At 36.8% G+C, this 24,844-nt stretch carries 21 protein-coding genes; 18 read left to right on the top strand and 3 right to left on the bottom strand.

Going from position 1 to position 24,844, the window contains the following annotated elements; translation table 11 throughout:
• The 12 genes from RFW85_RS08215 (at window position 1) to RFW85_RS08160 (ending at window position 14,011) form a co-directional block, all read left to right on the top strand.
• Window positions 1-1,290: an oligosaccharide flippase family protein gene (locus tag RFW85_RS08215; protein ID WP_309171392.1), complete on the top strand. Its 1,290-nt coding sequence runs from the start codon at window positions 1-3 to the stop codon at window positions 1,288-1,290.
• Window positions 1,290-2,237: a glycosyltransferase gene (locus RFW85_RS08210; RefSeq protein ID WP_309171391.1), complete on the top strand. Its 948-nt coding sequence runs from the start codon at window positions 1,290-1,292 to the stop codon at window positions 2,235-2,237. The genes RFW85_RS08215 and RFW85_RS08210 overlap by 1 nt, the downstream gene beginning before the upstream one ends.
• A 6-nt stretch (window positions 2,238-2,243) precedes the next feature.
• On the top strand, window positions 2,244-3,626 hold the full coding sequence (wzy, locus tag RFW85_RS08205; RefSeq protein WP_000367709.1) for an O-antigen polysaccharide polymerase Wzy: 1,383 nt from the start codon (window positions 2,244-2,246) through the stop codon (window positions 3,624-3,626).
• Window positions 3,627-3,630: 4 nt separating this feature from the next.
• On the top strand, window positions 3,631-4,572 hold the full coding sequence (locus RFW85_RS08200) for a glycosyltransferase family 2 protein (protein WP_000142497.1): 942 nt from the start codon (window positions 3,631-3,633) through the stop codon (window positions 4,570-4,572).
• A 3-nt stretch (window positions 4,573-4,575) separates the two neighbouring features.
• Window positions 4,576-5,610, top strand: coding sequence for a glycosyltransferase family 4 protein (locus RFW85_RS08195; protein ID WP_000697341.1), 1,035 nt, complete (start codon window positions 4,576-4,578; stop codon window positions 5,608-5,610).
• A 6-nt stretch (window positions 5,611-5,616) separates the two neighbouring features.
• Window positions 5,617-6,444 carry a glycosyltransferase gene (locus RFW85_RS08190; RefSeq protein ID WP_000493217.1) on the top strand — a complete coding sequence of 276 codons (828 nt, stop codon included), beginning with the start codon at window positions 5,617-5,619 and terminating at the stop codon, window positions 6,442-6,444.
• Window positions 6,445-6,456: 12 nt separating this feature from the next.
• On the top strand, window positions 6,457-7,077 hold the full coding sequence (locus RFW85_RS08185) for a sugar transferase (protein ID WP_004735659.1): 621 nt from the start codon (window positions 6,457-6,459) through the stop codon (window positions 7,075-7,077).
• Window positions 7,078-7,101: 24 nt separating this feature from the next.
• Complete coding sequence (gene galU, locus RFW85_RS08180) at window positions 7,102-7,977, top strand: UTP--glucose-1-phosphate uridylyltransferase GalU (RefSeq protein WP_083040540.1); 876 nt, start codon at window positions 7,102-7,104, stop codon at window positions 7,975-7,977.
• Between the two features lie 115 nt (window positions 7,978-8,092).
• Window positions 8,093-9,355 (top strand): nucleotide sugar dehydrogenase, encoded by a 1,263-nt coding sequence (locus tag RFW85_RS08175; RefSeq protein ID WP_000686131.1) that lies wholly within the window; start codon window positions 8,093-8,095, stop codon window positions 9,353-9,355.
• On the top strand, window positions 9,352-11,022 hold the full coding sequence (gene pgi / locus RFW85_RS08170) for a glucose-6-phosphate isomerase (protein ID WP_083040543.1): 1,671 nt from the start codon (window positions 9,352-9,354) through the stop codon (window positions 11,020-11,022). The genes RFW85_RS08175 and pgi overlap by 4 nt, the downstream gene beginning before the upstream one ends.
• Window positions 11,015-12,034, top strand: coding sequence for a UDP-glucose 4-epimerase GalE (gene galE, locus RFW85_RS08165; protein ID WP_004735665.1), 1,020 nt, complete (start codon window positions 11,015-11,017; stop codon window positions 12,032-12,034). Before pgi ends, galE begins: the two co-directional genes overlap by 8 nt.
• Before the next feature lie 315 nt (window positions 12,035-12,349).
• Window positions 12,350-14,011 carry an LTA synthase family protein gene (locus tag RFW85_RS08160; protein ID WP_081313817.1) on the top strand — a complete coding sequence of 554 codons (1,662 nt, stop codon included), beginning with the start codon at window positions 12,350-12,352 and terminating at the stop codon, window positions 14,009-14,011.
• 26 nt (window positions 14,012-14,037) lie between these two features.
• On the opposite strand, the gene RFW85_RS08155 is transcribed toward RFW85_RS08160, so the two are convergent.
• Entirely contained in the window at window positions 14,038-15,408 is a 1,371-nt protein-coding gene (locus tag RFW85_RS08155) for a phosphomannomutase/phosphoglucomutase (RefSeq protein ID WP_031966799.1), read from the bottom strand.
• A gap of 373 nt (window positions 15,409-15,781) precedes the next feature.
• Between RFW85_RS08155 and lldP the strand changes: the two genes are divergently transcribed.
• The 4 genes from lldP to dld all read left to right on the top strand — a co-directional run bounded on the left by lldP (window position 15,782) and on the right by dld (window position 21,401).
• Window positions 15,782-17,449, top strand: a complete 1,668-nt coding sequence (gene lldP, locus RFW85_RS08150; RefSeq protein WP_272280914.1) for an L-lactate permease — start codon at window positions 15,782-15,784, stop codon at window positions 17,447-17,449.
• Between the two features lie 19 nt (window positions 17,450-17,468).
• Entirely contained in the window at window positions 17,469-18,221 is a 753-nt protein-coding gene (lldR, locus tag RFW85_RS08145) for a transcriptional regulator LldR (protein ID WP_001222772.1), read from the top strand.
• A complete protein-coding gene (lldD, locus tag RFW85_RS08140) occupies window positions 18,218-19,369 on the top strand; it encodes an FMN-dependent L-lactate dehydrogenase LldD (protein WP_000587282.1) in 1,152 nt (383 codons plus the stop codon). Before lldR ends, lldD begins: the two co-directional genes overlap by 4 nt.
• 325 nt (window positions 19,370-19,694) lie before the next feature.
• Window positions 19,695-21,401: a D-lactate dehydrogenase gene (gene dld / locus RFW85_RS08135; RefSeq protein WP_309171390.1), complete on the top strand. Its 1,707-nt coding sequence runs from the start codon at window positions 19,695-19,697 to the stop codon at window positions 21,399-21,401.
• Between the two features lie 48 nt (window positions 21,402-21,449).
• Here dld and RFW85_RS08130 read toward each other — a convergent pair whose 3' ends face one another.
• Window positions 21,450-22,664 (bottom strand): amino acid aminotransferase, encoded by a 1,215-nt coding sequence (locus RFW85_RS08130; RefSeq protein WP_046812480.1) that lies wholly within the window; start codon window positions 22,662-22,664, stop codon window positions 21,450-21,452.
• Window positions 22,665-22,999: 335 nt separating this feature from the next.
• Window positions 23,000-23,134 (bottom strand): hypothetical protein, encoded by a 135-nt coding sequence (locus RFW85_RS08125; protein WP_081274222.1) that lies wholly within the window; start codon window positions 23,132-23,134, stop codon window positions 23,000-23,002.
• 45 nt (window positions 23,135-23,179) lie between these two features.
• Here RFW85_RS08125 and RFW85_RS08120 point away from each other — a divergent pair, with 45 nt between their 5' ends.
• Window positions 23,180-23,890, top strand: a complete 711-nt coding sequence (locus RFW85_RS08120; RefSeq protein WP_001153627.1) for a GntR family transcriptional regulator — start codon at window positions 23,180-23,182, stop codon at window positions 23,888-23,890.
• Window positions 23,883-24,767, top strand: coding sequence for a methylisocitrate lyase (gene prpB, locus RFW85_RS08115; protein ID WP_005071840.1), 885 nt, complete (start codon window positions 23,883-23,885; stop codon window positions 24,765-24,767). Before RFW85_RS08120 ends, prpB begins: the two co-directional genes overlap by 8 nt.
• Window positions 24,768-24,844 lie beyond the last annotated feature (77 nt).

The following is a 24,844-nucleotide window of genomic DNA, read 5'->3' as shown; positions in this document are numbered from 1 at the left end:
ATGGTATTGATTGGGAAGTTAAAGAACAAAGTATTTGCCAATTCTGTTTGGATGATGTCTGAAAAACTAATTTCAATTTTTGGTTTAATCTTTGTTACCTCATTTGTTGCAAAGTATATAGGTCCTGAAAACTTTGGAAAGCTAACCTTTGCAAGTTCAATTTTTGCGATCATTCAAACAATTGCAATGTTTGGATCGGAAAATATTATTTTTCAAAAAACATCTAAAAACAAAAAAATAGGTGAATATATAATTGATTCCACAAAAATAATTAGAGATATTCTGTATCTTGGCTTTTCATCACTTACATTGTTTTATATTTATTATGCTACTGATTATCTAACTTTTGTATTTTCACTTGCGACAAGTGTGGCGATTTATTTTGCTGTTCACGATGTATATTTAATATATTTTAATGCAATTTTGCAATCTAAAATAAATGCATATTGTAATATTTTAGCTTTGATTATTTCACTAATTATAAGATATTGTATCGCAAAATTTCAGTTAGCAATAGAGTTATTATGTATTCCGATAATAATGATTACCTTGATACCTTTTTTTATTAGAAAGTATTTGTATGCACAGAAAAAAGTGAGTGAAAGTGATATTGTAGTAGAAAAATTTAAGCGTTATCGAAAATTTATGTTGGGTGTGGGGCGTAAACTTGCTTTCTACTCACTTTCAGTTGCAATTTTTACAAAAACATCGCAGTTATTTCTAGGTATTAAGTCCCAATATGATTTGGGTATTTATACTGTAGCAATGACATTGGGGAATAGTTTCTATTTTGTTTTGGTTGCAATAATTTCTTCATATTTTACACAAGTTTATGTTGAGAAGGATTTTGAAAAAAGCCAAAATATGGTTGCTAAGCTAAGTTTGGTTATCATTTTAATCTGTCTGTTAGTAATGGTTATTTTTTCTTTAACAGGACATTATATTATTGAATGGTTATATGGTAAGCAATATGCAAGTGTAAATAATATTCTAATATTTACAGTATTTGTTACGTTATTTTCAGGGCTTTCCACAATTGCGGAGAAGTATTTGTTGAAATTTAATGCATATGACTATTTGAAGAAAAAAACACTTTATTTAGTTGTCTTTAATATCATACTAACAGCTTTTTTTGTTCATTTTTGGGGTTTAAATGGTGCAGTTTTTGCCATTTTAACTACAGAAATTATGTCATTTTCTATATTTAATTATTTTTATAAAGATAGAATCATACTCGATGTTCAAAAGAGAATTTTTTTACCTTCCACTTATAGAAAAGAGTACAACTAATGATAATTTTAAGTATAATTGTTCCTATATATAAAGTAGAAGAATATATTGTTGAGTGTATTGAGAGTATATGTAATCAATTGATCAGTGGCGTAGAGATTATTTTGATTAATGATGGTACGCCTGATAGATCTATGGCTTTAGCACGTAATTATATTGCTCAGAAATATCCTCATTTTGAAAAACAATTTGTTTTTATTGATCAAAAAAACCAAGGACAAAGCGTTGCTAGAAATAATGCATTAAAAATAGCAAAGGGTGAGTATGTTGGATTTTTGGATTCAGACGATTATTTATTACAAAACTATTTTTATGAATTAATAAAAGTTATAAATGAGAAAAAAGTAGAAATAATTCATTTTAATGCTAAACAATATGATACAGATAAAGGTTATGTTGAGAATATTTGTTTTGTTACACATAGTAAAATTTCAATAAATGATGAATCCTATAGAGAAAAGTTGTTTTTACAGTCTTATTGGTATCCTTGGTTAAGAGTTATCAAAAAAGACATTCTAAGTAAATTTGCTTTTGATATTAATGTGTATATGGAAGATAAGCTGTATTTTCCAAAAATTTATTACTTTGCAAATGGTCTAGAAATTTTTGAATTGCAAAAAGAACTTATTTGCTACAGACATAGAGAGGGTAGTTCAATTAGAAGTGGGTATCCAGCACCTCTTCTAAATGGAATTGACTTAGGGATAAAGAAATTTATACCAACAAATAAATATCCTCTTTATTCTATTATTTATAATCAATTTTTATCTCAAAAAATATCAATAATGATAGATAGAGGGCAAAGTTTGTCTACAGTCTATTCATTTGTTATTAGTGAGGAGGCAAATATTAAGCTAAATTATAGAGTTAGTTATAAGATTTTTTTGTTAAAGTATTTTCCTTTTATCTATCTAGTGTTATTAAAGTTAAAAAAGAAATGGGTGTGAAAGAATATGGATATGGTTTTTAAAAATAATAAAATAATAGCAACTGTAATTTTTTTAACATTTAATATTGTTTGTATTTTATTTTACTTTTTTGGAATTTTTAATGACTTAAGTGATAGCTTCTATCATAAGTTTTGTGAATTTTTATATATATTAAACTTTGCCCTAATCCCCTTTTTGTTTTATATTTATAGGGTGAAAATATTTTCTCCTCAAGGCTTGTTTTATATATCAAGTTGTTTGTTTGCTTTAGGTAGAGTTTTTTTAAGTTTTTTTGGTTTATATCGAGATTACTATGAATTGTATTGGGGGCAGCTTTTTTATTTTAATAATTTAGATTTTTTTGAGAGTTTAATTTTTTGGCAATTATCGTTATCTTCTTTTATATTAGGTAGCTTGATTTTTTCTACTCGGTTAGAGTTTAATATACAATTAAGCAATTTGAATTATAAAAAAACATTTTATATTTTAAACTTTTTAAGTGCAACTATACTTTTTATTTTATGGTTTCCAATATCCTATGAAATGATTTCAATGTTTATGGTAGCTGGTTATGAAGGGTTGTATACAGGTCAGGCGGATTATAGTTTTGGTGCTCAACGTATAGCAAGTTTACTTCTCCCTATAATGGTAGCAACCGGTGTTTTATGCAATAATAAAAGAAGTTTATATTTTTCTTTATTTATTCTGTTTTTGTATATATTAGTAAATCTATTTGTTGGTCAAAGAGCACTTTTATTTGTTTGGGTATTAATTTGTTTATGGATGTATAATTTAATAACAAAAAGAGATTTACCTTTTTTTAAAATTTCATTACTGGGTATTTCTTTAATGATTTTTGCACAATTTTTAGAAAGCTTTAGAGGAGGTCGAAGCGACTTTGGTTTAGAAAATCCTCTATCAAAATTTATTTATGTACAAAGTCTAACTTATATATTGCCATCAATAGTAAATAGTTTACATGCAGAATGGCCTCCATTGACTTATGTAACAATGTTTTTTCCTGTAGCTGGTTTGTTTTCATCGTTAGGTTTAGTGACAGGAAGCCAAAATTATAATTCAGGCGCTTTTTTTGCTTATACATTAAATAACTCTTTATTTGATAATGGGTTTGGTTTAGGGTGGTCTGTTTTTTTAGACTTGTATATTTTAAGTGGACGTAATTATTTGTTATTAAGTTTTTTTTCTTTTATATTAGGATTAGTTTTTTGTTATTTAATAGAAAAATCTAAAAAAAATGTATTGTTTTTATACGTATTATTGTCTTCGCTTCCTGCTTTTATGTTCGCACCACGGAGTTTGATGTATTCTATTAGTTCTGGTTTAATTTATTCATTTGTCTGTTTCCTCCTTATTTTTATTTTTGTTATTGTTATTAAAAAGAGATAGTTAAATGACTTTTGAGCAGCCTTTAATAAGTGTTTTGATTCCAGTTTACAATGTTGAAGCTTTTGTTAAAGAAGCAGTCTTTTCAATTTGTAATCAAACATATAAAAATATTGAAATAATAGTAGTTGATGACTGCTCTACTGATAATACATACAATATAGTTGCTGAATTAGCTATGATTGATCCAAGAATTAGACTTTATAAAAATGATAAAAACTTAAAAATAGTAAAAACTTTAAATTTCGCATTAGAACAGGCAAAAGGAGAATTCATTGCAAGAATGGATGGCGATGACATAAGTACGCCAGAAAGACTAGAAAAACAGTTAGAATTTTTGTTAAAAAATCCTCAATATTATTTAGTGGGTTGTCATGTTAATACTATAGACCCTAATAATAGAATAATTGGTAAGCAAGAAATGCCAATCAATGATAATATTATTAATAAAACAATAAAGTATAGTTCGCCAGTTCTACATATTTGGTTAGCTAAGCGAGAAGTCTATACTAAACTTAAAGGATATAGAGAAATTCCTGGTGCTGAAGACTATGATTTTTTATTAAGAATGCATTCATTAGGTTTACTCTTTACTAATCTAAATAGTTATGAATATTCAGTTCGTATTCGTGACGGGAATACTACCTCTACAATTGGTTTTAATCAGAGATTGATGTCAAATTATGTGCTTGATCTATATGAGATGAGGCTAAAAACTGGAAAAGATGATTTTAGTGAATTGAATGTTTCACAATATTTAGAAAAATATTCTAAATATAAAGCGGATTTTGATCAGTCAAATATTTTTTTAAAATCTGCATTTATGGCAAAGGCTGATAAAAAGTTTTTGAAAATGTTATTTTTTATAGGCTTATGCGTCATGAAATCCAGATTTCAATTGCAATATCTTTTAAAGCGATTGGTTTTTAAAATAATTACGATAGGCTAAGCTATGAAAATTCTTTTTGTAATTAATTCTTTAAAGAACAAATCTGGAACTGAACGTGTTGCTATTGAACTGGCAAACAAATTATCTCTCATGGCTAATTATGATGTTACTCTTTTAAACAGAGAGTCTAATAAAAGTAATACAGCTTATCCAGTTTCTGATAATGTAAATGTAGTGGCAATTTCAGGTAACTTCTTTGAATTTTATAAAAAATTAAAGATACATCTTTCTCTTCACTCTTATAATATTGTGATTGTACATAATATGGGTAAGTTATCTTTATTATGTACTCTTTTACCTAAAATCAAAAAATTGGTTATATTAGAGCATGTCTCTTTTGTTAGTCGTCCTAAAAAAGTTCAAGTCTTAAGTAAATTCTTTTACAAGTGGGTTGATCAGGTTGTTACTTTAACCCAAAAGGATAAAGAACAATTTGATAAATTTCATTCTAAAGTTATTGTTATTCCCAATTTTTCACCCTTCCCTATTGTCTCGGAATCTCCGCTGAGTAGAAAACAAATTGTAACCATAGGCCGTTTAACCGATCAGAAAAATTACCTTCATTTATTGAAAGCTTGGAAAAAAATATATCAAATAATACCAGAGTGGCACCTTAATATTTATGGTGAAGGTGAACACAAAAAAATGCTACAAGATTATATTGAGGAGAACTCTCTACAGCGCGTTATTTTGAAAGGAAGTACATCAAATGTGCAAGAGGTATATAGACAATCAGACTTTTTTGTAATGTCGTCTAAGTATGAAGGTTTACCTATGGTTTTAGTAGAGGCGCAGAGTTTCGGGTTACCTATAGTTTCTTATGATTGTCCCTTTGGACCAAGCGATGTTATTCAAAATCATAAAAATGGCTTGTTGGTTGAGAACCAAAATATTGAGGCATTGGCAGATGCGATTTTACAACTTGCTTCCTCTCCAGATATGTTGGCGCAATTCTCACAAAATTCATTGATCAATGCTAAAAAATATCAACCTGAACAGATCTTAAAAGTTTGGATTGAAAAGGTTTTGGAAGGTTAAAATTGTATGTTTTCGGTTCTATTATCTCTATATCATAAAGAAAAACCTGAATATCTAGAAAAGTGTTTTGAAAGCATTTGGGATAATCAGAGCTTGAAGCCAAGTGAAATAGTTTTAGTTTTAGATGGGCCTATTGGTGAGCAACTCACAACTTCTGTACAGGAGTGGCAAGTTAAAATCGCTGAAAAACTAAAAGTAGTTGCGTTACCGCAAAACGTAGGGCTTGGTAAGGCATTAAATGAAGGGCTAAAACAGTGTAGTGCTGATTGGGTTTTTCGTATGGATACTGATGATATTTGTACATCTGATCGGTTTGAAAAACAACTTGCTTTCATAGAGCAAAATCCGGATGTTATTTTGTTTGGTTCTCAAGTAATTGAATTTAATCAAGATATTGCTGATGCCGATGTAATCAAGTCTGTGCCTTTAACACATGACGAGATTAAAAAATTTGCACAAAAACGTTGTCCCTTTAACCATATGACCGTCGTGTACAAGCGTGATGTTATTTTATCTCTCGGAGGTTATCAGCATCATTTATTTATGGAAGACTACAACTTATGGTTACGTGTAATTGGTAATAATTATAAAGTTGCGAACTTACCTGACGTCCTTCTTTATGCTCGTGTTGGTAATGGTATGCACGCACGACGTAAAGGTTTCCAATATATTAAAAGTGAAAAACAGTTACTAGATTTAAAAAAACAACTAAAGTTACAAAATCCTGTATATGCTAATATGCTGTTTCTGATACGGTCTGCGTTTAGACTGTTGCCAGCAAATATGCTAGGTAAAATTTATAATACCTTTCTTCGTAAAGATATTAAAAAATGAGTGAATGAAAATATGAAACGTTTAGTAGACATAGTCATTTCTTTAATAGCTCTAACCGTACTGTCGCCAATATTTCTGATAGTTGCTTATAAGGTCCGTAAAAATTTAGGTTCGCCTATATTCTTTTATCAAGAACGACCTGGGAAGGACGGAAAATTATTTAAAATGATTAAGTTCCGTTCGATGAAGGATGCCTTTGACGCGCAGGGGAATCCATTGCCAGATGAGGCTCGTATTACTCCATTTGGGCAGAAGTTGCGTTCTACTAGCTTAGATGAAATGCCACAGCTTATTAATGTCTTAAAAGGTGATATGAGTGTGGTGGGTCCTCGTCCAATGCTTAAAGACTTTGTTGCATTATATTCACCAGAACAAGCACGTCGCTTAGAAGTACGTCCTGGAATGACTGGTTTAGCTCAGGTCAGTGGACGTAATGAACTGGATTATGAAGAACGGTTTAAATGTGACGTTTGGTATGTAGACAATCATAGTGTTTGGGTTGATTTTAAAATCATGTTTAAAACAGTCAAAGTGATGTTAAGACGCGAAGGTATTAATGCACCAGGGCATGTAGGACCATCTTTATTTAAAGGTAATGACGTCCAAGAAAATGTCGACTCATCTGTAAAGTAAATTTTATATCTTGAAATATTTCTTATGATCAAAAAAGCAGTTTTACCAGTAGCTGGTTTAGGTACACGTTTTTTACCCGCAAGTAAGTCAATCCCAAAAGAAATGGTTACGGTAGTTGACCGCCCAGCCATTGAATATGTCGTTCGTGAAGCGGTGGAAGCTGGAGTTGAACAAATTATTTTGGTAACTCACTCTTCAAAAGCATCGATTGAAAACTATTTTGATCGGAACTTTGAGTTGGAGACTACTCTAGAGCAAAAGAAAAAATTTGATTTACTTGCAGAGATTACCCAAATCGTTCCTGCTCATGTGAGTGTGGTAAGCGTAAGACAACCTCAACCTTTAGGTTTAGGGCATGCGGTTTTATGTGCGAAAAGTGTAGTAGGGCAAGATGATTTTGCTGTGTTATTACCAGATGTATTGGTGAAAGATAGCTCAGGGCAGAATGATTTGTCGCGTATGATTTCTCGTTATAATGAATGTCAGGCGGCACAAATTATGGTAGAAGCAGTTCCTAATCACTTAGTAGATCAATACGGTATTGTTGATGTTGCACAAAGTCCAAATGAAGGCGAAAGCATCGCTATGCAGGGCATTATTGAAAAACCTGCAGTGGGTTCTGCACCGTCCAATTTATCTGTTGTTGGTCGTTATGTTTTGCCTGCAAAAATTATGCAATTACTCGAAAATACACCGAAGGGTGCGGGTAATGAAATTCAGTTAACAGATGCAATTGCGATGCTGCAACAAACTGATGTAGTGGAAGCCTATCGTATGCAAGGTCAAACGTTTGATTGTGGTAGTAAGATTGGCTATTTAAAAGCTGTACTACACTATGGAGTTGAACACCCTAAGTTAGGAAATGATTTTAAACAGTTAATTCAGGAACTTAAATTATAAAATTTTGTAGCTTTGCTTAACTATTTGTAAAAACGAATAAATATATGAACAGAGCAATATATTCTCTTCTTGGAGAGGGAAGAGAATTTTATAGAATATTAAAATCAGGTGTACAATGAAAATCGCGGTATTTGGAACCACCTTACATGCTGGTGTAATGGCAGCATTATTAGCTGAATATGGCAATCAGATCTATTGGTGTACAAGTGTCACCTGTGAAGAAAACATTTCTATACTTTCTTATCAAGATCAAGAAGTTAATCATTATTTAAATAAACAGAGAAAAGCAGGTTTTTTAAAAGAAAGTCCTTTTTCTGAAATTCCTTTAGATATTGAAGTTTATTTATTTTGTTTTAGCCCAACACAAATCGAGCTTGCTTTAAAAACAGTTGAAAAGTTGAGTGAGCGCCCGATAGTTCATCCACGTTTAATGATCAATGGCTCTACTTTTGGTCTACATGGTACGAATCAATTAAAACAACATTTGCCAAAAGATGAGTGGGTTTATTTTCCTGATGTGATTCAAGAAGGAAATGCGATTAATAGCGTGCTGAACGTAAAACATGTAATTGTTGGTGTTGAATCGAGTTATGCTCAGGACACTATGCAAGAGCTGTTACGTCCTTTTTTCCGTTTTAGCTATCAATATTTATTTATGCCAATTTTAGATGCTGAATTTACAAAGCTCAGCATTTCGGGAATGTTGGCAACCCGTATTAGCTACATGAATGATTTGGCGATGGTGGCCGAAAAACTCGGTATTGATATTGCTAATGTAAAACATGGTATTGCTGCAGATACACGTATTGGTGCAGCCTATTTGTCGGCAGGTGTTGGATTTGGTGGTGAAAACTTTTCACATGATATTTTAACGCTTTCGAGTACTGTATCTGGAACAGGGGCTAAAAGTCAGTTGCTAGAGCAAGTGTGGGCGATTAATGAGCAACAAAAAGAAATTTTATTCCGTAAATTATGGAATTATTATCACTGTGATTTGAGCGGTAAAACTGTTGCGATCTGGGGGGCTTCATTTAAGGAAAACACCTCTAGTACTCATAACTCACCTATTCATATTTTGTTAGCTGCATTATGGGCACAAGGGGTAAAAGTGCGTTTGCATGACCCGCAAGCCTTAGATGAGATTGCAACAACTTATGGAGATCGCGAAGATCTAGTTTTATGTGCTGACCAATATGAAGCTGCACAGGGAGCTCATGCTTTATGCTTAGTGACAGCATGGAAACAATATTGGAGCCCTGATTTTAAACAGTTACAACAAGTAATGCAGCATCCTCTTATTTTGGATGGGCGTAATATTTATGATCCGGCATATGTGAAAGCAAAAGGTTTCGCTTATGAAGGAGTAGGTCGATTATGAGTAAATCTATCGAGAAGTTTCCTAAAGAGTTAGTCTCGCCTATAGCACAGCTTCATTCATTAGTTGAGAAGAATTCAAAATTACATATCAAAGAATTATTTGCAGCCGAGCAAGACCGCTTTCAAAACTATTCGGTAAAGTTCGATCAATTGGTTTTTGATTATAGTAAACACCGTATAACTAAAAGTGTTTTAGAACAATTGTTTGCTTTAGCAAAGACGAAACAATTGTCTCACTGGATTGAGCGCTTATTTTCCCAAGACAAAGTCAACTGTACTGAGCAGCGTGCAGCTATGCACTGGGCTTTGCGTTTACCATCGGAATATTCTAAATTTCCTGAACTCACAATACAGGTTCATACTCAATTACAGCGTATGTACGCTTTGGTTGAAAAAATCCATGCTGGGCAATACCGTGGTGCTACAGGTGAAGTGATTCAGGATGTCGTTAATATTGGTGTAGGTGGTTCCGATTTAGGGCCTCAAATGGTGACCCATGCACTATGCGATTTTAAAGTAAAAACTGCCAAACCACTTAATGTACACTTTGTTTCGACTATGGATGGTAGCCAGTTATCAGACCTACTCCATCAATTGCGTCCGGAAACAACTTTATTTATTATTTCTTCAAAGTCATTTGGTACCATTGATACCTTATCAAATGCACAGACAGTTCGTCAGTGGCTTGAAAAAGCTTTAGGAAAACATGATCGCGTTGTAAAAAGTCACTTCATTGGTGTATCTACAAAAGCTGAAAAAATGACTGAGTGGGGGATTGCTCCTGAAAATCAGTTGTTGCTTTGGGACTGGGTAGGTGGACGTTATTCTCTTTGGTCTTGTATTGGTTTCCCTATAGCCCTAACGATTGGTATAGATGGCTTTCAACAGCTTTTGGCTGGCGCACATGCTGTTGATGAACACTTTCAAAATACAAACTTTGAGCAAAATATACCGGTTCTCATGGCATTACTCGGTATCTGGAATAATAATTTTTTAAATATTCAAACCCATGCGGTATTACCTTATGACGGAAGATTAAAGTATTTTGCTGCCTATTTGCAGCAGCTTGAAATGGAGTCTAATGGTAAGTCGGTACAACGTGATGGCCAAAAAGTTGAATTAGATACTTGTCCGATTGTATGGGGTGAGGTTGGTCCAAATGCCCAACATGCATTTTATCAGCTACTTCATCAAGGAACACAGGCAGTAAGCTGTGATTTCATTGCACCGATCCAACGTTATAATGCAGATCACTTTACGTATGTGGAGAATGCTGAGGCATTGATTGAACAACATCACCTCGCATTATCAAATTGTTTGGCGCAATCACGTTTATTGGCTTTTGGTAATGAAGCTTTGGATTCAGCTGAACTAAAGAATTTACCAATTTATAAACAATATGAAGGTAATCAGCCGAGTTCGACATTACTTTTAAAAGAACTAAATCCATATAGTTTAGGGATGTTAATTGCTTTATATGAACATAAGGTATTTGTTCAGTCGGTAATTTGGAATATTAATCCGTTTGATCAATGGGGTGTTGAAAAAGGTAAGCAGATTGCTGATCAGTTACTTCCAATTTTAAATGGTGCTCAAAATGATCTTTCAACACTTGATGCTTCAACACGTGGTTTGATTAAAATTTTATTAGGAAAAGTCGATGGCTAAAATTTTAGTTACAGGTGGTGCAGGTTATATTGGTTCACACACTTGTGTAGAGCTTTTAGAAGCAGGCCATGAAGTTATTGTATTTGATAACCTTTCAAATAGCTCAAAAGAATCTTTAAATAGAGTTCAAGAGATCACACAAAAAAGTTTAACTTTTGTGGAGGGCGATATTCGGAATTCTGGTGAGCTTGACCAAGTGTTTCAAGAGCACGCAATTGATGCGGTTATTCATTTTGCAGGTTTAAAAGCAGTAGGTGAAAGCCAGGAAAAACCGCTTATTTATTTTGATAATAATATTGCGGGCAGTATTCAACTGGTGAAGTCAATGGAGAAAGCCGGTGTTTATACATTAGTATTTAGCTCTTCTGCGACAGTATATGATGAAGCAAATACCTCTCCTTTAAATGAAGAAATGCCAACAGGTATGCCAAGTAATAACTATGGATATACAAAACTAATTGTTGAGCAATTATTACAAAAACTTTCAGTAGCTGACTCTAAATGGTCTATTGCCTTACTACGTTATTTTAACCCAGTAGGTGCACATAAGAGTGGGCGTATTGGTGAAGACCCGCAAGGTATTCCAAATAATTTAATGCCTTATGTGACTCAAGTTGCTGTGGGTCGCCGTGAGAAACTATCTATTTATGGTAATGATTACGATACAATAGATGGTACAGGTGTGCGAGATTATATCCATGTTGTTGACTTGGCGAATGCACATTTATGCGCTTTAAATAACCGCTTACAGGCGCAAGGTTGCCGTGCATGGAACATTGGTACAGGTAATGGTTCATCTGTTTTACAAGTAAAAAATACCTTTGAACAAGTGAATGGCGTACCTGTTGCTTTTGAGTTCGCTCCACGTAGAGCAGGGGATGTTGCGACTTCTTTTGCTGACAATGCTCGTGCAGTTGCTGAGTTGGACTGGAAACCTCAATACGGTTTAGAAGATATGCTTAAGGATAGCTGGAATTGGCAAAAGCAGAATCCGGCGGGTTATAAGAGCTAATTATTTAAATTTTCTAAATTCAAATATATAGCAGTTGTTGGTCAATAGAACGCGTGTTTTCTAAAGAGACAGCAGTTGTAGCGGTTATTTTCATGCTAGTATTCGCCACAATTCCGTTAGCCTCTTTTTGCAGTCATGGTTTTTCTACGTCAACAACTGTTATTCATCTTTATTGCCTTTTTATCTACCTGTGTAGGTATATATGTTGCATGGGACATGAATTTAACTGGGCATAAGTTTTATACCTATTTGATTTCAGAAAAGGCTATTTTTTCAATTCTTTTTAACTACGCGGTAATTCAACTATTTTTTATTGTGGTTGGTCGTAAATATGCTGCAATTTTTTTAAGCCAATTATTCGTTATATTTTTAAATTTTATTAATAAAAAGAAGCAACAGTATTTATTTAGCAATTTAAGTCCTGAAGATATTTTTTTACTTCCAGAAGCAATGAAAGCCACTCCTTGGCACTTACAACTTATCTTTTTTACTCTTATTATTTTCTTTCTTATCATACTTTTAATTGCTCTACGTAAAGAAAGTAAAGCCACTTTTCATACCTATGTCCCTAATATCATTATCTTTGGACTAATCAGTAGTGGTTTAATTTACTTAAATTTTATTAGGAACCCTACAGGCGCTTGTTTTTCTGAAAGAAAACCTATGATTTGTGCTAGCTTGCAGGAATTTCCAAATACCAGAAATGATTGGGTTGGTGACTACCGGAAGATACAAGATTATGGATTTGTGACTTTTTACGTTTCTAAAGTATTGGATAATGTAACCAGCGTATTGTTACCTAGTCGCAAAGTATCTGAATCAGCGATACAACAAATTTTGCACCAACATCATATTTTACATCCGTTAGAGAATAAAACTCCTCAATATCCAAATATTATTGTAGTAATGGAGGAGTCTTTTTGGGATTCACACAAATTAGATAATGAGCTTCCGAAAGATTTATTGTCTTTTGTTCAACAAAATCAAGTATCTAATTTATTGTCGCCTACTTTTGGCGGAGGTACTGCGAATGTAGAATTTGAAGCCCTTACAAGCCTGAATACGACTTTTTTTCCTAATGAGCTGTTATATGTTTCTAAGCTAAAAAAACCAATTTATGCTCTTCCTTATTATTTAAATTCAATGGGTTATCAAACGGTTGCAATGCATAATAACTATAGTTATTATTATAATCGTAATAAGGTATATCCAGACTTAGGGTTTGAGAAATTTATATCACTTGAAAATATGATTGCTCAAAAAGATCGGAGTAATATATTTAATCAAGGGGGCTGGGCCACAGATGACCTTATTTTTGATTCGATTAAGTCTACTCTAAAACAAAATGAGCAAAAGCCAAAGTTTATTTATGCGATTACCGTCGAAAATCATCCAATGTATAATGATGATCGATTTGGGAGACAGAATTATAAATTTAGTAGAGAACTAACTGAAACCCAAAAACAAAAATTAAGTACTTACACGGCTGGAATTGCACGTGCTGATCAAAAGTTGCAGGAGCTTGCTGAATATTTAAAGACTGTAGAACGGCCAACAATTTTAGTGGCTTTCGGTGATCATTTGCCTAATTTGCAAGAAGTCTATGATAGATATGGATTTTTTAAAGAAGATACTGAGAGAACTAACCTAAAAAATTACCAGACTCCGTTTGTAGTGTGGAGTAATTATAAATTAGATAAGAAGCCTTTAAAGCAACCATATATTGCTGCAAGTTTTGTGGCTCCAAAGCTATTAAAGCTGGCAGGGCTACCTTTGTCAGACTATTATCAATTTATTGATAATGTTTCGAATTGTTATAGTGCCATACATCAAAAATTTGTAAAAGAAGCTCCAACTTGTAACTTTAACAATAAAGCTTTGTTAAAGGATTATGAAAATTTAAATAGAGATGTATTAGATGGGAATAATCATACTTATAAGATTATGCAAAATACTCAAATAGAGATGGAAAAGTAATTTCCATCTCTATTATATAGGAATTATTAAGACTGAATTAATCCAGTCAATTCATCTACATAATATTGCATTGGCTGAGCTTGACGATCTGCACGGCTTTCAATGTTGAGGCGTAATAACGGTTCAGTATTTGAAGCACGGACATTAAAACGCCATGCGCCAAAGTCGAGGCTTACACCATCGGTACGGTCAATTTGTGGATTTTGATCGGCATAGAAGTCGAAAATCTTTTGAATCGTAGTTTGCGTATCGGCTACTTTAAAGTTGATTTCACCACTACAAGGGAACTTGGCAATCATATTTTCAACGAGTGTTGAGAGAGATTGTCCTGTTTCAGAGAGTAGAGCAATGGTGAGTAACCAAGGAATCATACCACTGTCACAGTAAGCAAAATCACGGAAATAGTGATGGGCACTCATTTCACCGCCATATACGGCATTGTGTTCACGCATAACATCTTTAATAAATGCATGCCCCGATTTTGACTGTACAGCAACACCTTTATATTCTTCGACGATATCAAATGTGTTCCACACTAAACGTGGGTCATGCACAATTTTTTCGCCTGACTGTTTGATTAAAAAAGCTTGAGCCAATAGACCAACAATATAGTAGCCCTCAATAAACTGACCTTTTTCATCGAACAAGAAACAGCGGTCAAAGTCGCCGTCCCATGCAATACCCATATCTGCTTTATGCTCAAGAACAGCATTTCGGGTACTGTCACGGTTTTCAATTAAAATTGGGTTAGGGATGCCATTTGGGAAAGTACCATCTGCTTCATGATGAATTTTAATAAATTCAACCGGTACATTAAGCGCCTTAAATTTTTCTTCAATGGCATCAATCACATGACCAGCTGCACCATTACCCGCGTTTACCACTAACTTTAATGGACGGATTTTTGCAGGTTCAATATAAGTCAGTAGATGGTCAACGAACTCAGGCAAAATGTTATAGCTTTGCGTTGTACCTTTTTGGCTAACTTCTTCAAAGTTATTGGTCTCTGCTAAAGCCTGAATTTCTTTTAAACCAGTATCGGCACTAATTGGACGAGCATTTTCTCGAACCAATTTCATACCGTTATAGTCCATTGGGTTATGACTCGCAGTTACTTCTATACCACCTTGTACGTCTAAATGAAAAGCGGCAAAGTACACTTCTTCAGTACCCGTCATGCCTAAATCAAGCACATTCACACCCGCATCATTTAAACCGCGGATGGTCGCTTGTTTTAAAGCCTCACTGCTTAGACGAATATCACAACCTACAACCACAGTCTTTGGTTTATAGATTTGTCCGTAAGCGCGGCCAATTTTATAGGCGATTTCTTCATTCAATTCGGTGCCGAGTTTGCCTCGGATATCATAAGCTTTAAAACACGTTAAAGTAGTCATTATTCAATTCAATACATGTGGTTTGAGTTGTGTGCACATTATACATAGATCATGAAATAGGTATGTTTATAGTTTTTATATTCAAATTTTGCACTACATTTCTGTAGGTCATATTTAAGTTTATAAGGAAGCTTTTTTACGACTTTAGTCGAATAAAAAAAATTATAGATGAGAAATGGCTTGATTTTTCTTGGCTATATTGGTCATACCAATTGTGGTAATTATTTAATCATTGATCTTACCAATAACTGTGTTTATGATGCGCCTTGTGGTTTAAGGAGTAGCATTTGCACTTAAATTTTAATTGGTCATACCAATTTGTGTAAATGTTGAAATTTTAAGGTACAAAAATTCGCCCCGGCATTTCAAGGAGATGACAATGCTCAATATGTGGCAACAACTTTATGACCCTTTAAATAATATTTGGCTGTCTAGTGCGGTTGCATTAATCCCGATTATTTTCTTCTTTTTGGCCTTGGCTGTTTTTCGTTTAAAAGGCAGTATCGCGGGTACGGGCACAGTTATTATTGCATTACTGATTGCGCTATTTTTCTATCAAATGCCTGGTCAAATGGCCTTTGCGTCAATCATTTACGGTTTCTTCTACGGTCTATGGCCAATTTCATGGATCATTATCGGGGCGGTTTTTCTATACAAGATTTCGGTAAAAACAGGCCAGTTTGAAGTTATCCGCTCAAGCATTCTATCTATTACCGAAGACCAACGTCTGCAAATGTTACTTGTTGGTTTTGCATTTGGTACTTTCCTTGAAGGAGCTGCGGGCTTTGGTGCTCCTGTCGCAATTACCGCTGCACTACTTGTCGGTTTAGGGTTTAAGCCACTTTACGCTGCTGGTTTATGTTTAATTGTAAATACAGCACCAGTTGCATTCGGTGCAATGGGTATTCCAATTATTGTGGCAGGGCAGGTTTCCGGTGTAGACACTATGGAAATTAGCCAGATGGTGGGTCGTCAGTTGCCATTTTTAACCATTATTGTGCTGTTCTGGATTATGGCGATTATGGATGGCTGGCGTGGTGTTAAGGAAACTTGGCCTGCGGTATTGGTCAGTGGTGGTGCTTTTGCGATTGCCCAGTATCTCACCTCTAACTTTATTGGCCCTGAGTTACCAGACATTACCGCAGCAATTGCTTCATTGGTCAGCCTGACGTTGTTATTCCGTGTTTGGAAACCAAAACATATTTTCCGTTTTGAACCTGAAGCGGGTCAGACTTTGGCTCAGCAACCTACAACAGTTCAACGTTATAGCATTGGGAAAATTGCAAAAGCATGGTCTCCATTTGCTATTTTAACGGTAATGGTCACGATTTGGAGCGTTAAGCCATTTAAAGCATTATTTGCAAAAGATGGTGCTCTTGAACACTGGATTTTTAAACTTGAAGTGCCGTATTTACACAAATTGGTCGAGAAAATGCCACCGATTGTGTCCGAGATAAAACCATACGAAGCGATTTATAAGTTTGACTGGTTCTCTGCAACAGGTACTGCAATTTTTATTGCTGCGATCATCACAGTTATTTTCTTAAAAATGAAAGCAAGTGAGGCAGTAACAACTTTCGGTGAAACACTCAATGAGTTGAAAACACCGATTTACTCGATTGGTATGGTGTTGGCATTTGCTTTTATTGCGAACTATTCAGGTTTATCTGCAACTTTGGCTTTGGCTCTATCGCATACGGGTCATGCGTTTACTTTCTTCTCGCCATTTTTGGGTTGGCTTGGTGTGTTCCTTACTGGTTCAGACACTTCTTCAAATGCTTTGTTCTCGGCACTACAGGCAACTACAGCTCAGCAAATTGGTATTCCAGAAGTGTTATTGGTCGCTGCCAATACCAGCGGTGGTGTAACTGGTAAAATGATTTCGCCACAGTCGATTGCGATTGCATGTGCCGCAGTAGGCTTAGTTGGAAAAGAGTCTGACTTGTTCCGTTTCACGGTAAAACATAGCATCATATTCACTGTCTTTGTTGGCATCATTATTACGGTTCAGGCTTATCTGGTTCCGTGGATGATTCCATAACTCCAGTGAAGGAAACGCGATGAGAATCTCCGATCAAGTGGTCATGAAATTGCAGGCATTAATTGAAGAGCGTCACATGAAAAAAGGTGATCGTTTGCCTGCCGAGCGCCAGCTTGCAACTAGCTTAGGAGTTTCTCGTCCATCCTTACGTGAAGCAATTCAACAGCTCAATAGTCAAGGTGTACTGATTAGTCGCCGTGGCGATGGAACTTATATTCAGCAATTACCTGAACAATGGCCACAGCAACTGATTGTGAACCCAATCAGCAACCTGATTGAAGAAGATCCTTTATACCGTTTTGATGTGCAAGAGGCGCGTTTGGTACTTGAAGGGGGGACTGCATGGTATGCCGCGTTACGTTCGACCCCAGAAGATCGCGCCAAAATTCATCATTATTTTAATGAAATTAGCCGCCACCAAAATGCAGGTGACTCAGCACAGGCGGCGGTGGCCGATGCTGAATTCCACTTAGCGATTGCTGAAGCATCTCACAATGTGGTGCTGATTCAAATGATGCGAAGTCTATTTGATTTGCTGCAATACAACGTCTTGTTAGGGCGTAAAAAAGTTTATAACGACCCCGTAAATGGTGACTTGCTCAGCGAGCAGCATTTTCAGGTGATGGATGCTATTGATCGTAAAGACCCCGAGGCCGCACGCCAAGCTGTCTGCGGTCATATTGAATTTGTGATTAATCATGTGCGTTCTCTGGATGAAGATGAAGCTCGCCAGAAACGTGCAAACCGTTTAAATAGAGTTGATTCAAAATGATTATTTCTTCTGGCAATGATTATCGTGCTGCGGCACAACGTCGCTTACCCCCATTTTTATTTCACTATATTGATGGTGGAGCGTATGCGGAATATACCTTAAAGCGTAACGTACAAGATTTGTCAGAAATTGCATTGCGTCAGCGTGTGCTGAATGACATGTCCGCGTTGAGTTTAGAGACAAAACTGTTTAATGAAACGCTGTCGATGCCAGTTGCCTTGGCGCCTGTGGGTTTAACAGGTATGTATGCACGCCGTGGTGAAGTACAAGCCGCAATGGCAGCCGATAAAAAAGGTATTCCATTTACGCTTTCAACGGTTTCTGTTTGCCCGATTGAGGAAGTTGCACCTGCAATTAACCGTCCGATGTGGTTCCAGCTTTATGTGTTACGTGACCGCGGTTTTATGCGTAATGCTTTGGAACGTGCAAAAGCGGCAGGTTGTTCAACACTGGTGTTTACCGTAGATATGCCTGTGCCGGGTGCACGTTATCGTGATGCCCATTCGGGTATGAGTGGGCCAAATGCTGCGATGCGCCGTTATATGCAGTCAGTGTTTCATCCGCACTGGTCATGGAATGTGGGCTTAATGGGACGTCCGCACGACTTGGGAAATATCTCTAAATATTTAGGTAAGCCGACTGGGCTTGAAGATTATATTGGTTGGTTAGGCTCGAACTTTGACCCATCCATTTCATGGAAAGACCTTGAGTGGATTCGTGAGTTTTGGGATGGCCCAATGGTGATTAAAGGTATTTTAGATCCTGAAGATGCCAAAGATGCTGTGCGTTTTGGTGCAGATGGCATTGTGGTATCAAATCATGGTGGTCGTCAGTTAGATGGCGTGATGTCTTCTGCTCGTGCATTGCCTGCAATTGCTGATGCAGTAAAAGGTGACTTAGCAATTTTGGCTGACTCAGGCATTCGTAATGGTTTAGACGTGGTGCGCATGTTGGCGCTTGGTGCGGATACGGTTTTACTTGGCCGTGCGTTTGTTTATGCCTTGGCAGCAGCAGGTGGACAAGGTGTGTCGAACTTACTTGATTTAATTGATAAGGAAATGCGTGTTGCGATGACGCTCACGGGTGCTAAGTCGATTTCAGATATTAATGCGGATTGTTTAGTACAGGCGATTAAACAAGGACTTTAAGACATAGTAAGTAAAGCAATAAGCACAGCCTCAAAATTTGGTGATTTGCTGATGTTTTACGTATAGGCATTTGTCACTTTTGAAAGGTCAAAAGTAACCAAAAACCTTTTGTTGAGCAAACAGTACTTCCTTGTACGGTTGCTCAACAGGCGGCATCCATGCCGCCAACGCGTAGCCAATTTGCATTAAATCTAATACCTAGAGATTAGCTGCTGGTGCTAAGCGTCAATGAGCTGCTTACATCGAACTTTTCTCTGTAAGACCCCATTGTGTTTCTCTAAATTTAAAAAAACTATGTGGTATGGATGACCAAAAGGAAACCATCATGCAAACATTTTCTCCTCAAGCAGTGATCGAACGCTTACAAAATATTGTAGGGCGTTCTTATGTTTTGACCGATGACCAAAGCACGCGTCAGTACCGTCAAGGTCGTCGTTTTGGTGAGGGGAAAGTACTTGCAGTGGTGGTACCAGGGACCTTGCTAGAGCAATGGCAGGTGCTACAAGCTGCCATTGAGGCAGACTGTATTGTGATTATGCAGGCGGCAAATACGGGCCTAACAGGCGGTTCAACCCCATATGGCGATGATTATGACCGTCCTGTGTTGGTGATGAGTACGCGCCGCTTAAAGGGCATTCAGGTCATTCATGACGGTAAGCAAGTGATTTGTTTGCCGGGTGCGACCTTAGATAATTTAGAGCAAATTTTAAAAGGCTATGACCGTGAACCTCATTCGGTGATTGGTTCATCTTGTATTGGGGCATCAGTACTTGGCGGTGTCTGTAATAACTCGGGCGGTGCATTGGTACGCCGTGGCCCGGCGTATACTGAACTGGCGTTATATGCTCAGGTCAATGCTGCTGGTCAGTTAGAACTGGTGAACCACTTAGGGGTGAATTTAGGTTCGACTCCTGAAGAAATTTTGACTCGTTTAGAGAAACAGCAATACCAAGCCTTAGATATTTTAGATGACAGTGAAAAACAGGCATCGGATCATCGCTATGCGCATGATGTAACCCAAGTTGATGAAGATACGCCTGCTCGTTTTAATGCAGATCCGTCACGTTTGTTTGAGGCTTCTGGTTCGGCTGGTAAAGTCTGTGTGTTTGCGGTACGTCTTGATACCTATGAAAAAGTAGAAAGTAATGTCTTTTATATTGGTACTAATGATGCCGATGACTTAACAGCGATTCGCCGTTATTTACTGACCTCACTGCCAAGTCTACCGATTGCAGGCGAATATATTCACCGAGGTGCTTACCTGATTGGTGAAAAGTACGGAAAAGACACCTTCTTATTTATTGAAAAGTTTGGTACAGCCAATGTTCCAAAAGCTTTTGCGATGAAAGATAAAGTCGATGGCTTTTTGGAAAGATTTAAAATTAAAGGTTTAACAGACCATATTTTACAAGCGATCACCTTCTTTTTACCGAGTCATTTGCCGAAGCGTATGACCGAATATCGAGATCGTTATGAGCATCATTTAGTTTTACGCGTCGAAAATAATTCAAAAGCACAGACCGAGCAGTTTTTAAAAGAATATTTTGCAGTGCATCAGTCAGGTCACTATTTCGTATGTAGCGAAGAGGAAGGCCGAAAGGCGTTCTTACACCGCTTTGCGATTGCGGGGGCGGCAATTCGTTATCGTGATACGCACCGTAGTGAAGTTGAAGATATTGTGGCGCTTGATATTGCGTTACGTCGTAATGACCGCGAGTGGGTAGAGCAATTGCCAGCCGAGATGGAAAAGAACATCCTCCATAAACTCTATTATGGGCATTTCTTTTGTCATGTTTTCCATCAGGACTATATTCTTAAAAAGGGCCATGACCCTTTAGAAATGGAACACCAAATGTGGAAATTACTCGATGCACGCCGTGCTGAATATCCGGCAGAGCATAATGTTGGGCATCTTTACATTGCCAAGCCTGCCTTAGCAAATTTCTATCAAAAACTTGACCCAACAAACAGTTTTAATGTGGGGATTGGGCATACCTCAAAACTGAAATATTGGGGCAAAGCCAAATCTTAAATTCGAGACATAAAAAAAGGCGCCAAAGCGCCTTTTTTAATAGATGTCTTATGCTGCTTCTACTGATTTAGCAAGTACTTCTGCAACTGCTTTAGCAACAGTGTAAACATTGTTCATGTTTAAACCTGCTACACAAATACGGCCACTACGTACTAAGTAGATTGCATATTCTTCACGCAAGATATCAACTTGCTCAGCAGTTAAACCTGTGTAGCTGAACATACCTTTTTGGTTTACAAGGTAGCTAAAGTCACGGTCTGGTAATGCTTTAGTAAGTTCGTCTTTCAAGATGCTACGCATTTTAATAATACGCTCACGCATCTCTTTCACTTCGCCTTGCCATTGTTGGTTAAGTTCAGCGTCATTTAACACTTCATCAACTAACCAAGCACCTGTTGTAGGAGGGCTAGAGTAAATACGACGTACAGTCGCTTTTAACTGACCAAATGTGCACTGAGCAGCTTCTGCATCGTCACATACGAAAGTTAAGCCGCCAACACGCTCGCCATATAAAGAGAAGATTTTAGAAAACGAGTTGCTCACAATGAAGTTTAGACCCGCTTGGTCTAAAGCACGGATTGCATACGCATCTTCTTCCATACCGTCACCAAAACCTTGGTAAGCGATGTCTAGGAATGGAATAAGGTTACGATCTTTTAATACTGCAATTACTTGGTCCCATTGAGCTGGGTTTAAGTCAGCACCAGTTGGGTTGTGGCAGCATGGGTGCAATAACACAATGCTTTGCTCAGGCAAAGTTTTAAGTGTAGAAAGCATACCGTCAAAATCTACACCACGTGTTTCGTTGTCGAAATATGGGTAGAAATGAGTTTTGATGCCAGCGCCATTGAAAATCGCAACGTGGTTATCCCAAGTTGGTTGGCTTACCCAAACGTCTGAATTTGGGAAATAAGTTTTTAAAAAGTCCGCACCAACTTTCAATGCACCTGAACCACCAAGTGTTTGGATGGTTACAGCACGGCCAGCTTTAACTGCTGGGCTGTTTGCACCAAATAAAAGTGCTTGAATTGCTTCACGGTAAGGTTTGAAGCCTTCCATTGGCAAATAAAGTTTGGTTTTACCGTTTTTAGGCTCGATACGCTTTTGCGCTTCAATAATGGTCTCTAATTGAGGAACAATACTGTCTTCGTTATAGTAAAGACCAATACTCAAGTTCACTTTTTCAGAACGAGTATCAGCATTGAACTGTTCCATTAAAGAGAGAATTGGATCGCCTGCGTATGGGGGGATATGTTGAAACATCAAAAAAGTCCTTTCATTCAACAATATGCATAGTGCTGGGTTTTTTCTGTCTCGAAAAATACGCTACAACTATGTCGATGCTCAATAATGTATCAATAAAGCTACCGTGAAGCACCTTATAATTTCACTAATATCGATATTTTCTGGATGAAAATGATAAAAAGATTTAAAAGAAATTACGGTAAATAGAAACTAATTTCTAACTCATGCTTTCATTCAAGCAGATTGTCTACAATCTTGCTGTAATACATTGGTTGTAGACTAAAGTTTGAAACAAAAGATTAGCGGTCGAAAAGCAAGCGAGAAACAGTCATAAAACCATGGATAAAATAACCCTAAATAATTGTTTTATAAATATTAAATAGTAGGTGGTGTAATGCTTTAAATATAAGGTGAAATGTCAGTCCTAACGATAAAAATTGACCTGATGCGTTCTGTAAAGTGTCAACAATCACCTTGATTTTTTTCATTCATACCGCTATAAAACTCATAATTGATTAAAAATTGTCGACAATATGCAAGATTTGACCTTCGCACCAGAGCCATTACAAAGTCAGGGAAGAACACTGACCGAGAATGTATTTAAACAAATACAGACGGCGATTGTTTTGGGTCAAATTCCGGCAGGCAGCAAGATTTCCGAGCCTGAACTGGCACGCACTTATGGTATTAGCCGTGGGCCATTGCGTGAAGCGATTCATCGCCTTGAAGGACAACGTTTGGTTGAGCGTACTGCACATGTGGGCGCGCGTGTGGTTTCGCTCTCACTGCAACAGTTTAAAGAGCTTTACCAGATTCGTGCTTCTTTAGAAGGTTTGGCTTGCAAACTTGCCGCACAGCATATTGATAAAAAGCAAATCTTGGCGCTGCGTGATGTATTACGTATGCATGCTGAAGATGAAAACTTTAAAGCAGGTAAAGGATATTACTTGCAAGAAGGGCAGGATGATTTTCACTACTGCATTATCAAAAGTAGTGGCAATAAAACCCTAGAAAAAATGCTATGTGATGAGCTTTATCACCTCATCCGTATGTACCGAATTCAGTTTTCAAACACACCCGATCGACCGAGCAAAGCTTGGGACGAACATATCCGTATTTTAGATGCAATTGCAGAAGGCGATGGTGAACTTGCCGAGCTGCTCATGCATCGACATATCAATGCTTCTTACAAAATTATTGAGCAAACACTGCTACAAGCACAAGGAGAACATAACAATGGCTAAACAATCCGCAGGTCAGCTATTTCGCGATGCAGTAGCCCAAGAAAAGCCATTACAAGTGGTTGGAACCATCAACGCCAATCATGCACTTTTGGCAAAACGTGCAGGTTATAAAGCGATTTACCTATCAGGTGGTGGTGTAGCCGCTGGTTCTTTAGGCTTACCTGATTTGGGAATCAGTAACCTTGATGATGTGTTGACAGACGTACGCCGTATTACCGATGTATGTGATCTTCCTTTATTGGTCGATGCTGACACAGGTTTTGGTGCTTCTGCATTTAACATTGCTCGTACTACAAAAGCACTGATCAAGTTTGGTGCTGCGGCAATGCATATTGAAGACCAAGTGGGCGCAAAACGTTGTGGTCACCGTCCGAACAAAGCCATTGTGACTCAAGAAGAAATGGTTGACCGTATTAAAGCAGCGGTCGATGCGCGTGGTGATGACAGCTTCGTGATTATGGCGCGTACCGATGCATTGGCTGTAGATGGCTTACAAGCTGCCATTGACCGTGCGGGTGCCTACATTGAAGCGGGTGCAGACATGTTGTTCCCTGAAGCAATTACCGAGCTTGATATGTACAAGCAATTTGCTCAGAAGACTGGCGCACCAATTTTGGCAAACATTACCGAGTTTGGTTCTACACCACTGTTTACTACTGAAGAGTTAGCATCTGCCGATGTAAGCCTTGCGCTTTATCCGCTTTCTGCTTTCCGTGCTATGAACAAAGCAGCCGAAACTGTGTATGAAACCTTACGTAAAGAAGGTACGCAAAAGAACGTGATTGATATTATGCAAACGCGTAAAGAGTTATATGAACGCATTAATTACTACGCGTTTGAAGACTACTTAGACAACGCATTTGCTAAAAAGAAGTAATAAATTAAAAAGTTGATTAATTGGAATCTGATACTCGGAGACGTCATCTGCACCTGTTTGAGACAGGACTACATTTT

The organism is Acinetobacter sp. 12966, from assembly GCF_031196995.1.
Taxonomy (GTDB): Bacteria; Pseudomonadota; Gammaproteobacteria; order Pseudomonadales; family Moraxellaceae; genus Acinetobacter; species Acinetobacter geminorum.
The sequence above is the reverse complement of the archived record's forward strand: the minus strand, read 5'-3'. Positions and strand labels throughout refer to the sequence as shown.